Here is a 12,086-nt window from a genome sequence, read left to right on the forward strand (position 1 = left end):
CAATTTTCTGCCGCCGGGGCAACCTCTCGTTTTTCTCTCATTGTCGAAAAATTTCTATTCGCTGCGCGGTGGGTTGGTTAGACTTCAAAGTAAACAAAACGATAACAGGAATCATCTGAGTGGATCAGCACAGCCCGCCCTTTCGAACCCTGGTGTTTTCTGTAGTCTGGATATTTCTGGCGCTCATGTGCGCATTCCCGCTGTTTGCTGCCCCTCCCGCACAGCCACAGGCCGTGCCCGTCTGGCTTTATGACGCCCAGAGCTACGAGTTCTGGCGCGACAAGAAGGGCAACTATCAGGGCTTTTACCCGCAATTAATACAGGCGCTCAATCAACAATATGGCTATAACCTGCAAATTCGGCCCATCGGCGGTAATGAAATCAGTCAACGTTTCAATAACGATAGCTATGGCCTGTATGCTGGGGTGATCCGCACGGAAGCCCGCGCGCGAACCAAAATTCTCTCTGCACGTTTGTTCAGTAATGATGTCCTTGCCGCCAGCCTGACGCGCACTGTGACCACACCGGACGAACTCAATCAGACGCGGGTAGTGTTTCGTCGCAACGATGCCACCTGGGATCAAGTTCATCTTCGTTATCCCGATCTGCATTTCAGCCAGCTTCTTTTCGCAACAACCAGTGAAGACGCTTTCCGTCTGCTCAGTGAAAATAAGGCGGATTTTTATATTAACGATGCTACCGAAATGGAGGAAACACTGCGTTATTACACGCTATCCCGCCCATTCCCCGATCTGCATATCGCCTCAGTGCTGGCGTTCAGCCCTGAGTTGCGTGGTCTGAGAACCAACGTGAATCAATTGATTAATGACTGGCAACGCAGTGGCAAGCTGCGAAAGCTGGAAGATCAAACCCGGCGCGATTTTTTACTTAGTCGTATTGCCCTCAGCGAAGACGAAAAACGCTGGTTTACCGATAATAAACTTACCGTCTGGCTACCCAAAAACGAGAACTTCGCTCCGCTTATCTGGAAAGATGGTCAGGGATATCACGGCTCAGTAGTGGATATGATCAATGACATGCGCGATCTGCTGCATGTCGATGTCGATGTTATTTATGTTGATAACTATGTGATGCGAATGCGGCAAGAGAAATGGCCCATTCGACTGGTTAACCTGTTTAATACGAACGACGCCAGCCAGTCTGACGGCATGATTGGGCCGGTTGTCGCCTGGCACAATGTGTACTATAACCGCATCGGTCAGCCCTTTTTATGGGATGAAGAACAAATACGTCATCAGCGAGTCGGCGTTCTGCGGGGGTCTTTTGCAGCCCTTTATCTTCGCCAGCGATTTGGTAATGATATTTTTATCGTCAGCGGTGCCTCCGTTGAAGAGTTGCTGGATGCCATTGAAAATCACCGGATCGATTATATTCTCGGCGACCTGAGTTCGCTTGAGCTTTCACTACGGGGAAATGAACTTTTTCGCGGTGTGCTCAAAGTCGCGGGCCTGACCCGCATAGATTATGAAATTGGCCCGTGGGTCGCGCCTGACCATCCGCTGCAGCATTTATTAGCGCAGATTCACCGCATTTCCAGCTTCCGTACCCAACTGGAGCGGCATGTGGAACCTGCCCTGATGCCGGATCTGACAAAAAATACCTTCAAAATGATCAGCATCGTGCTGCTGATCACGGCCCTCTTCAGCCTGTGCCTGCTTTTCATAATGTGGCGGCAGATGAAACAAACCCGGGCGGTAAACCGCAGTATCGTCGAGGCGATGGAAAAAGTTAACAGCGCTCACGATGACGAGACCGGCAGCCATATCCACCGCGTGGCGCAGTATTGCGGTTTGATGGCGCGTGAACTAAAACTCCCGCGCAGGATGATCCACGAAATACAACATTTTGCGTCCTTACATGATGTGGGGAAAATCGCGGTGCCCGAGCGCATTCTGCGCAAGCAGGGTCCATTATCAGCGGAAGAATTTAGCGAAATGAAACTTCATACTCTGAAAGGCTGGCGCATTATACAGGGATTGGGACTGGGGCCTGTCGCTGAAAATATCATTCACTTTCATCATGAAAAATGGGACGGTAGCGGATATCCGGAAGGACTTCGTGGCGAACAAATTCCTATTGAGGCACGCATTCTGGCGCTGGCAGATGTGTATGATGCCCTGCGGCAAAAACGCGTTTATAAGCCAGGCTATTCGCATGAACGCGCCTGCGAGATGATTTTTCAGGGGGCGGGTCATCATTTTGATCCGCAACTGGTAGCGCTGTTTCGCCAGCAGCATCAGAAATTTCAGGCCATCTTTGACGCTCAGGCGGATTAATTCAGCCGTTGTGATAACTACGTGTAGATCCCATGGCTATTCCGCGGATTGCCTGTAAAGGCAGACGTTAGTATGGATGCATTCCTTTTAAAGCAGAACCGCGTCATGAATAAAGCCGTCTTTCTCTTTTCCCTGCTAATACTTGCAGGCTGTTCGGTTAACCGACAGGCTGATGTCAGCGATGTTGATACCACCAGCGGTATTGTGCGTTTAACCTACGGACAAGCCATGCTTCAGGCGGCGACTACTGACCCTTATCTTGCCCAGGGCACAGCAACACGGCAGTGTCAGGCAGCGGGTTACGCGACCGCCGTTTCTTACGGTCAGCCCATTACCACCTGCACTGTCACCAGCGGTTCTCTTTGCCTGAATGAAAAGGTCACACTGCAATATCAGTGTCGTGGTCTCGCCGTAAGTCAGAATTCAGTGGTAAGCTACTGGTGATTTTTTTGCGCCAGCATCGCGGCTGGCGCTATTCATGCGGAATTATTCTTATTCGCACTTTTATATTAATTAACGCAAATGCGTATTATTCCTGGTCGCGTTTTCGCTAATTAATTTTTTATTTAACCTTTTGCAAATAATTAAATAACAAATTATAGTGGCGGCATAATAACCCCTGGCAGATATTGCGGAGCAAATGATGCTTAAAGCCGATATGATCGAAAAACTAAATGCACAAATGAACCTTGAGCTTTACTCTTCTTTGCTTTATCAGCAGATGAGCGCATGGTGCAGCTATCACAGCTTTGAAGGCGCAGCCGCGTTTCTACGTCGTCACGCGCAGGAAGAGATGGGCCATATGCAGCGGCTGTTTGATTACCTGACCGATACCGGCAGCTTGCCGCGCATCGAAAACACCGCGTCACCATTTGCCGAGTATGAATCTCTGGATCACCTGTTCCACGCCACCTATGAACATGAACAGCTGATCAGCAGTCAAATTAATGCCCTGGCGCATGCGGCGATGAGCAGCCAGGACTATCCGACCTTTAATTTTCTGCAATGGTACGTGGCTGAACAGCATGAAGAAGAAAAACTGTTCAAATCTGTTATCGACAAATTATCACTGGCAGGTAAAAGCGGTGAAGGTCTTTATTTCATCGATAAAGAACTCTCCACCCTCGACGCACAAAATTAAGTCTTCAGGCCAGCGCAAATGCTGGCCTGAATTAATGACGGCAAATTTTACTTTCGTGAGTTGTAAACCCTTCCGCTTGCGGAATAAATTTGCCCTTGCGCTGTAAAAAGTCGACTAATTCCCCGGCAGTCATATTTTCGGCAGAACAAGTATGAAACCGTGTTTGTTCGCCAAAGCGGGCAATAATAGCCGCCTCCAGGCTTACCGTTGAATAGCTCTCGCCCGAATTAAGCATCATTGTGAGTACATCGTGCCCATGAACCGATTCCATAATCCCTCCTGAAAAATCACAGCATAGCGTTATTGGTGCAGGGCAGAATTGCGCCAGGACAGGTTCTGATCCATTGACACCAACAATGTTGTAAAGATTTAAATACAGTAACTGTAACAGTGATTTGACGATTATCACGATTTAACATACTCTGCGCGGCATAATTAACCTGAAGAAGCCGTAAGCTGTAGAGGAATACGTGAGAAACCGCGCTCTGGGAAGTGTTTTAATCGTTGCGGGCACCACCATTGGTGCAGGAATGCTTGCCATGCCCCTGGCGGCGGCAGGCGTGGGATTTGGTGTAACGCTGGGGTTACTGTTCGGTTTGTGGGCCCTGATGTGTTATACCGCGCTGCTACTGCTGGAAGTTTATCAGCACGTCCCTGCCGATACCGGTCTTGGCTCGCTGGCGCAGCGCTACCTCGGTCGATATGGTCAATGGTTGACTGGGTTCAGTATGCTGTTTTTGATGTATGCCCTGACCGCCGCTTACGTCAGCGGCGCAGGGGAGCTGCTGGCATCCAGCCTTAACGACTGGCTGGACATCACGCTGCCACCCACAGCAGGCGTACTACTGTTCACCCTGGTCGGCGGATCGGTGGTCTGTATCGGCACATCGCTGGTTGATCTGTTCAATCGTTTTTTGTTTACTGCAAAAACAATTTTTCTGCTGCTAATGCTGGCCCTCCTGCTGCCGCATATTCATCAGATCAATTTACTCACCTTACCGCTGGAAAAGGGACTGACACTGTCAGCAATCCCGGTTATTTTTACCTCGTTCGGCTTTCATGGCAGTGTACCCAGTATTGTCAGCTACATGAATGGCGACGTTAAAAAGCTCCGGCGGGTATTTATGGTCGGCAGTTTTATTCCGCTGGTGGCGTATATTTTTTGGCAACTGGCGACCCTCGGCAGTATTGGTTCTCCTGCTTTCGCCGCGTTGCTCGCGACGCATGCGGGTCTAAATGGCCTGTTACAGGCGATCCGGGAAGTCGTCGCCTCAACGCACGTCGAACTGGCAGTACATTTGTTCGCCGATCTGGCGCTGGCAACCTCTTTTCTTGGCGTGGCACTAGGGTTATTCGACTATCTGGCCGACCTTTTTCAACGTAAAAACAGCCCGGCAGGACGGTTACAGACGGGTGTGTTAACGTTCACCCCGCCGCTGGCCTTTGCGCTGTTTTATCCGCGCGGCTTCGTGCTGGCGCTGGGTTATGCGGGCGTTGCACTGGCCGTGCTGGCATTGATTATTCCCTCTTTGCTGGCGATGCAAAGCCGTCGGCGTAACCCGCAACCCGGTTATCGGGTCGCCGGCGGTCAGGTAGCGCTGTGGCTGGTATTGAGCTGCGGCGTGCTGGTTATTGCGGTGCAGGTTGCGATAGTAGCCGGCTGGCTACCGGCGGTGAGCTGATTAACGTCCAGGGACGATAATCTCGTCCCTGATGAGAAATTAATGCAGGCAGCACTGCTTGAATTTTTTACCGCTGCCGCACGGACACGGATCGTTACGACCCACGGTTTTCTCCACCCGCAGCGGCTGCTGTACCGGCTTAGCCGGGGCAGTTATCTGATGCGCGGACCACCAGGCAAACAGACTAAGCGCCGCCGGTGCCAGCTTGTCGATACTGCGATCGAGCTCTTGCGGGGTCAATGTTTCAATCTTGTCAAAGTTTGCCTCCAGGCCATGCAGCGCAATGGCATCAAGCTCAGGCTGGAGCGCTTCTGGCAGCGATGACCAGTCGGCCAGCGCAACGCCACGCATATAGCCAAAGCACCACTCTTCAACAATCGTCAATTCAGCCCCTTCGAATTCACGCAAACCAAATAGCGGTTCAAATTGCTCCGGGTAGTTTTCCAGCCGCTCAGCAATGTCCGCCATGTGCTGGAAGCAAAGCGCCATAAAACGCTCCATTTCTTTTTCCGACGTCCAGGCAGGCACACGATGCGCCCCACCCCAAATCGCCAGCAGCCAGTCAGTTGGCTCGATTTCATACGGTGCAGAGAGCACTGCCGTAAGTAGTCCGTCAAGTTCAGCAACATCCAGAATACTGTCATCATTGCCGTACTTTAGCAGCACATCGTCAAGCCATTGCAGCTCGTTTTCGTTGAGTGGTCCACTGTTCATAAGGTATTTCCTCTGCGACGTGCAATAAAGGGGATGTTAGCGCAATGGCGCGTACAAGTCTTAGATTATTAATCCCCTGGCTTTTGCCAGCAAAAAAGCGGTGACCGAGGTAGCATCAGTCACTTTTCCGTTCAGGATGAGCTGCATAAAGTCGTCGTTTTTTATCCTGCGCGCGGTTAAACCCACCTCTTCCGCATCAAGCGACGGCGCATGATGCGACAACTCGCTTGCCAGATAAATATGATACCCCTGCCCGGAGTACCCCTGCGCCAGCTTCTGATAGCCTATCCAGATCATTTTCCCGGCAATAAGGCCGGTTTCTTCCCGTAGCTCACCGGCAGCAACCTGTTCTGGCGTCGCGGTTAATGTGTGCTCCCACGACCCTTGCGGTAACTCGATGGTTCTCGCGCCCAGCGGATAGCGGAACTGTTCGACAACATAAATGGCGTCATCTTCAATGGGGAGGATCACAACAAAATCCGGCTTTTCGATCACCGAATAAAGCCCTTCGCTGCCGTCGGCACGCAAAATACGGTCTTCGCGCAGCGCCATCCACTTATTACGATAAATTTCCTCAGATGAAAGCGTTTTGATTTCCACAGTCATAATGTCCTCCTGTCTGAGATAAGTTTATCCGGCAGCATACCTTCTGCGGGGCAAAGTATGAAGGCGTTTACCTGCTCTACCGACCAGTCAACGGAGGAAGATGGCGATTAAACACACTAATACACTTACCTTAAGCATTATTAATCCATTGAAAATAAACAGTAAAATTTACTGGCACGCGCTTTGCTATTTCTGAGTAACGCTCTTGTTATGAGGAACAGAAATGGCTACTGGTACACTCACTAACGCCACTATCAAACTGGCGCACTCGCTGGGGGAGCAGGTGCATTTACGTTCAATACGCGATGCCTTCGCCACCCTGATGCCTTTTTTTATTATTGCGGGCCTGATGGTTCTCGTGAATAACGTGTTCCTGAAACCGGATAATTGGCTGGCAGACATTATTGGCAATGAAGCGATTAAATCCTGGCGAACCGTCGGCGAGGCAATCATCAATGGTTCACTGAATTTCATCGGCGTGCTCATTGCTGCCACTGTCTCCTGGCATCTTTGTCTGAATAAAAACCATGCAAATCCGATAGCCCCGGTGTTGTTATCGGTCGCCACTGTCATTGTGTTTATGCCGGATACCATCAGCGCAGCGCTGGTTGCAGGCAAAGAGAATGTGCAAGTGACAGGGGCACTCTCCTACTCGTCCACCGGGACATCGGGGATGTTCCTGGGGATGATCACCGGGCTGCTGGTCACCACCGTTTTTATTCGCTTATTAAAATCTGAGCGGCTAAAAATTACCATCGCTAACGACGGCTCGGTACCGCCCGCGGTAATTGACTCGTTTAACGCCTTGATTCCGGTATGTATCACCCTGCTGATATTTTCATTGATTTCGTTCTCCGCCAAATACTGGTTAGGCAAAGATATTAATGCCCTTATAGCGCTGACCATCCAGACACCGCTGAAGAATATCACGACCGATCTGCCGGGTTTTTTGTTTATTTACACGGTGGGTAATTTATTCTTTGCGATAGGTATTCACCAGAGCGTGATCAACGCGTCTATTTTACGGCCAGGCTTACTGGCCAGCATGCAGGAGAACATGCTGGCTTATGCAAATGGTGATGATATTCCGAATATCATTAATTATGCCTTCCAGACGACATTCGGGCAGATTGGCGGCACTGGCAATACGCTGGCACTACTCCTCGCCCTGTTCATCTTTAGCCGCCGCCAGGCATCGCGGAATATCGCCAAAATTTCATTTTTTATGGGGCTTTTTAATATTAACGAGCCGGTAATTTTTGGCCTGCCGATTGTGTTTAACCCGATTCTGATCGTGCCGTTTATTCTCTCACCGGTAATTTCTCTCACCCTTGCCTGGCTCGTCACCCTGTGGGGCTGGATGGACCCGGTAGTGATCCAAATACCATGGACGACGCCACCGTTAATTTCCGGTTTTCTGGCGACTGGAGGTGACTGGCGGGCGGTCGTTTTTCAACTCGTCATTATCGTGATGATGGTGATGCTGTATTTGCCATTTATCAAACTCTCCGAACGGGTGCATACCCTCAACGCCTCCGATTAAGGACCCAATTATGAGCACAACACATCTTCCGCTTGCCAAAAACTTCCTCTGGGGCGGCGCGATGACCTCTTTTCAAAGTGAAGGGGCCAGTCATGCCGATGGCAAAGGTCTGTCGCTGATTGACCAGTTACCGGTCGCGGATAACGCCTCTGACTGGGAAGTCGCTATCGATTTTTATCATCGCTATAAGGAAGACATCGCCCTGTTTAAAGAAATGGGTTTTACGGCACTGCGCACCAATATTGCCTGGAGTCGGATTATTCCCGACGGCGAGGGTGCCATTAATGAAGCGGGATTGCAGTATTACGATCGTCTTATCAATACCTTACTGGAAAACGGCATTGAGCCGGTGCTGACGCTGTACCATTTTGATATGCCCGCCGCGCTGGCGGAAAAATATGACGGTTTTTATTCCCGCTACGTCATTGATTGCTTTGAACGTTTTGCGCGGGTGGTTTTTACGCGTTTCGGTGACCGGGTGAAAAAATGGCTACCCTTTAACGAGAGCAATCTCGCCCACATTCATGCGCCGCGCTTTGGCGCACGCAAGAGCGGGAAAGATGTCGCACATCGGGTTAATCATCATGTGCTGGTTGCTACCGCACGGCTAGTCAAAGCTCTGCATGAGATCGTCCCCGACGGCATGCTGGGTGGGATGATCACCTGGACCACTGCGTATCCGGCCAGTTGTCGGCCAGAGGATCAACTGGCCTGCCAACAGTTTAATCAGCTTGCCAACCTGCAATATTTACAGGTTTTACGCGGCGGCGAGTATCCGGGTATCTATACCCGCTGGCTGGAGGAGGAAGGCATCGAGGATATAGTCTTGCCGGATGACCTGCTTGTGTTCAAAAAACATCCAGTTGATTTCATCTCCATCAGCTATTATCGCAGCAGTTTGATCCGTCCGGAAAGTGTGACCATCCTGAAAAACCACCAGCGAGAGATGATCAATAGCAACCCGTTTCTTACAGAAAATGAATGGCGTTCGGCGATTGATCCGCTTGGTCTCGGCATTGCCCTGCGTGATATCTATCAGCGCTGGCAGTGTCCAATTTTAATTAGCGAATGCGGGCTGGCGAAAAAAGAAACGCTTAATGCGCAGTGCACGGTAGAAGATGATTACCGCATCCGCTATCTGGGCGATCATATCAGCGCTATGCGTGGAGCGATTGACGAAGGCGTTGAGGTGATGGGCTTTTTAGTCTGGGGGCCGATTGATATTCTCAGCTCGGTCGGTGAGATGAAAAAACGTTACGGGCTGGTGTATGTTAATCGTGAAGAAAAAGAACTTCTCGACCTGAAACGCTACAAGAAGAAAAGCTTTCATTGGTTTCGTCAGGTAATTTCCTCTGCCGCAGACGATCTTAGCCTTTGATTCACGCCGGAGCGTCGGATAACGTCGCTCCGCTAACCAACGGCACACTGTTTTTTATCCGCAATAGCAGTTCGTGAAGCGCAAGAATGTCCCGCTGGGGAATAACAACGTTGAAGACCTGCTGTAAACGCGCCAGATGTTTTTGCAGGGTGATGAAAAGCCTGTCCTCAGGGAGAGCCAGATTATCCCCCTCTGGCTGACAAGTCACATCAGCGATTCGGTCAATCAGGCAGGCTACATGCATCGTCACCCCAATTAAAATATTGAATGTGTAGTGAATATCATACAGCGCCTGTACCTGCGCATTGAATTTTTTAATTTCACTCAGCAGTCGCTGGCGGTCAACATGGTGGATAACTGAATTCAGTGCATCCTCCAGCAGGAAGTAATTCCGCTGCGACGCAATACAATGAATAAACCGCGTGATACCGCTGGCGGTGAATAATTCATCGCAGGCAAACTGTGGGATTTCGGTTGCCACGGGTAGCAGGGAAATTAACGCGGCAATATGCCACTGCTCACCGATACCCAGTAAATATTCCTGAATGGCATCGGGCTGTTGCAGATTACAGGTTTTAATCGCAATTTGCCCCTGCTGATCTTTCAACAGCGACTCAATTTTGTGATGCAGCACCACCGCTTTTTCCCCTGCGCTGCTGCATACAATGATCACCAGCTTTTTCATTTCATCCCGCTGTACGGGTGGACATTGTGCACAGGCATTACGCCGATTATCCTGCTGCTTCTCACTGTCGATCACAAGCAGATCCTGATAAATCGTATCCAGTTCCTTTCCGGCCAGCGCACCCTGGATGGCGTCAATAATGTGCATCGTGCTGACATAGGTAAACGTGCGGGTGCGCATGCCCAGCCGCTCGCGCACTTCATCGGCAAACATCTTTAATGAGCCCATGTCCACCAGAAACAGCACTTCGCTATGTGCGCTCTCCCCTTCCAGCAGGGTGATGATGTCTTCCATCACCTCACATGTTTTTTTCTCCAGGGGAACGTCGAACGCGTTGGCATATTCTACGGCCAGTAACGCATGCGCCGTGGCCGTCATGGCGCTGGCAACCTGTGCCCCGTGGGCGGCAACGATAATTTTCACCTGCCGTTTCGCATTATTGCCATACTGCTGCTCCCAGGCGAAAAACTGCGCCAAAAAGCCCGCCTCATCGATCGGCAAACGCACATCCGTCATTTTTTCGATGAGCTGTAATACGTCCAGCGCTACGTTGAATTCCTGGGGGTATTGCGTGCGGATTTTGTTAAGCTGCGGATGCCGTATGATCCGGTTTTCTTTAATACGGCTTATGGCGTTTTCGAGGTGCGTGGCGAGACCATAGTATACTTTGTGGCTCAGTGGATAAGGCAACTTCTGAGTGCTTAAACTAATGACCTGCCCGGTCAGCGTTAACGTCTGTAAATCCACGACGTTATGTAGCGCGGCAGGATGATAATTTGTCAGCACCTGACGAAAATAGGCCAGCACATCTCTCTCCAGTGCCTTTTCAATATCCTGATCGCCGAGTCCTCGCATTTTCAGCTCGCTGGCGCGGCTGTCCATCCTCTCGTACAGCGTGTCATTATTCCCCGCTGGCACGATAATGCTCTGCTCATGGCCGGTAAACTCCAGGGCTTTATGATTTACCGCAGGCAACGTGCTCCACATTTCCCGGTGATGGGTATCAGAAATAAAATCCTCTTTCACATACCACGGTAAATGCTGTATACCGACACGCAGAGCGCCGGGGCTACTGGACTGATTCGCCGCATATGCCATCGCGCAGGCAAAGCGGATGTCTGATTTCAACTGACCCACATTATTCTTGCACTGGTAAGTTAACAGCGCGCGCAAAACGTTACCGGAAACGGTAACGTGCTGTTTCAGGGTCGCTGATTCAATATTAAAAAAAGTCTGGATGAGTTGAAAACGCTCATGCGGGTCCCGTTCACGCAGCGGGGGCAGCATAATACTCATGGCAAAGCGGCGCAAAAAAGTACTGAGTAACTGCGACTGAGTATCTTCCGTCGTCGCCGCGAAAATACGCACGCTGGCCGTGCGCGTGGCCTCGGCCTCACCCAGCCGTCGGTAGAGGCCTTTATCCATAAAAATAAAAAACATCTCCTGGCCTTCCGGCGGCAGGCGATGCACTTCATCAAGAAACAAAATACCATTCTGTGCCTGTTCAACCAGCCCGGGTTTATCCTCCACCGAACCGGTATAGGCCCCTTTACGGCAGCCGAAAATATGACTCAGAAGCAACTGGGGGTTATTACTGTAGTCGGCACAGTTAAAAACGATGAAAGGCGCACTGGCCGCAAGAATGCCCATTTTTTTGCCCCAGCAGTGCAACATTTCAACGAACATTGACTTGCCGACGCCAGCCTCACCGAGGATCAACATATTCATGCCGTTCGGTGGATAGAGTATTGCGGCCCTGGCCTGACTGAACGCCTTGCGCAAGCTGCGATTACTGGTGAGAAACGTCGCCAGACTGGCATCGTCAACGTCATGCTTTTCGTTTGCTACCGCCGGGAAATAAAGCACTGGTTTGCCGCGCATTTTGCGGGCGCGGCCCTCTTTTACCAGTTGGTTGAGGTCGTTGCTGACATTGGAGCGCGCATAGCCAAGTCGGTTAGCAATCGCCAGTGCCGTCAGCCCTTGTTCACCCGCTTCCTGCTCCAGTAGCGTCCAGACCTCATCAATGCGCATCCCTGCCTC

The 12,086-nt window shown here is 50.7% G+C and carries 10 protein-coding genes; 6 read left to right on the plus strand and 4 right to left on the minus strand.

Annotation, left to right across the window (positions count from 1 at the left end; all coding sequences use genetic code 11):
* Positions 1 to 119: 119 nt before the first annotated feature.
* The 3 genes from CHU32_RS14115 (at position 120) to ftnA (ending at position 3,438) form a co-directional block, all read left to right on the plus strand.
* Positions 120 to 2,297 (plus strand): HD domain-containing phosphohydrolase, encoded by a 2,178-nt coding sequence (locus CHU32_RS14115; protein WP_245880222.1) that lies wholly within the window; start codon positions 120 to 122, stop codon positions 2,295 to 2,297.
* Positions 2,298 to 2,402: 105 nt separating this feature from the next.
* Positions 2,403 to 2,741 (plus strand): YecR family lipoprotein, encoded by a 339-nt coding sequence (gene yecR, locus CHU32_RS14120; protein ID WP_103676196.1) that lies wholly within the window; start codon positions 2,403 to 2,405, stop codon positions 2,739 to 2,741.
* Positions 2,742 to 2,940: 199 nt separating this feature from the next.
* The gene (gene ftnA, locus CHU32_RS14125) at positions 2,941 to 3,438 is read left to right on the plus strand and encodes a non-heme ferritin (RefSeq protein ID WP_103676153.1); all 498 of its coding nucleotides are present in this window, start codon (positions 2,941 to 2,943) and stop codon (positions 3,436 to 3,438) included.
* Positions 3,439 to 3,469: 31 nt separating this feature from the next.
* On the opposite strand, the gene CHU32_RS14130 is transcribed toward ftnA, so the two are convergent.
* Positions 3,470 to 3,709 (minus strand): YecH family metal-binding protein, encoded by a 240-nt coding sequence (locus CHU32_RS14130; protein ID WP_103676154.1) that lies wholly within the window; start codon positions 3,707 to 3,709, stop codon positions 3,470 to 3,472.
* Positions 3,710 to 3,908: 199 nt separating this feature from the next.
* Here CHU32_RS14130 and tyrP point away from each other — a divergent pair, with 199 nt between their 5' ends.
* Positions 3,909 to 5,120: a tyrosine transporter TyrP gene (gene tyrP / locus CHU32_RS14135; protein WP_103676155.1), complete on the plus strand. Its 1,212-nt coding sequence runs from the start codon at positions 3,909 to 3,911 to the stop codon at positions 5,118 to 5,120.
* A gap of 39 nt (positions 5,121 to 5,159) precedes the next feature.
* On the opposite strand, the gene CHU32_RS14140 is transcribed toward tyrP, so the two are convergent.
* Positions 5,160 to 5,834, minus strand: a complete 675-nt coding sequence (locus CHU32_RS14140) for a YecA/YgfB family protein (protein ID WP_103676156.1) — start codon at positions 5,832 to 5,834, stop codon at positions 5,160 to 5,162.
* Positions 5,835 to 5,894: 60 nt separating this feature from the next.
* Positions 5,895 to 6,440 carry an NUDIX hydrolase gene (locus tag CHU32_RS14145; RefSeq protein ID WP_103676157.1) on the minus strand — a complete coding sequence of 182 codons (546 nt, stop codon included), beginning with the start codon at positions 6,438 to 6,440 and terminating at the stop codon, positions 5,895 to 5,897.
* 223 nt (positions 6,441 to 6,663) lie between these two features.
* Here CHU32_RS14145 and CHU32_RS14150 point away from each other — a divergent pair, with 223 nt between their 5' ends.
* Both CHU32_RS14150 and CHU32_RS14155 read left to right on the plus strand, forming a co-directional pair.
* Positions 6,664 to 7,983, plus strand: coding sequence for a PTS sugar transporter subunit IIC (locus CHU32_RS14150; RefSeq protein WP_103676158.1), 1,320 nt, complete (start codon positions 6,664 to 6,666; stop codon positions 7,981 to 7,983).
* A 10-nt stretch (positions 7,984 to 7,993) separates the two neighbouring features.
* Entirely contained in the window at positions 7,994 to 9,361 is a 1,368-nt protein-coding gene (locus tag CHU32_RS14155; RefSeq protein WP_103676159.1) for a glycoside hydrolase family 1 protein, read from the plus strand.
* A 1-nt stretch (position 9,362) separates the two neighbouring features.
* Here the strand turns inward: CHU32_RS14155 and CHU32_RS14160 are convergent, their stop codons facing one another.
* Positions 9,363 to 12,077 (minus strand): sigma-54-dependent transcriptional regulator, encoded by a 2,715-nt coding sequence (locus CHU32_RS14160; RefSeq protein WP_103676160.1) that lies wholly within the window; start codon positions 12,075 to 12,077, stop codon positions 9,363 to 9,365.
* Between the last annotated feature and the right edge of the window lie 9 nt (positions 12,078 to 12,086).

The organism is Superficieibacter electus (assembly GCF_002915575.1).
GTDB classification, from domain to species: Bacteria; Pseudomonadota; Gammaproteobacteria; order Enterobacterales; family Enterobacteriaceae; genus Superficieibacter; species Superficieibacter electus.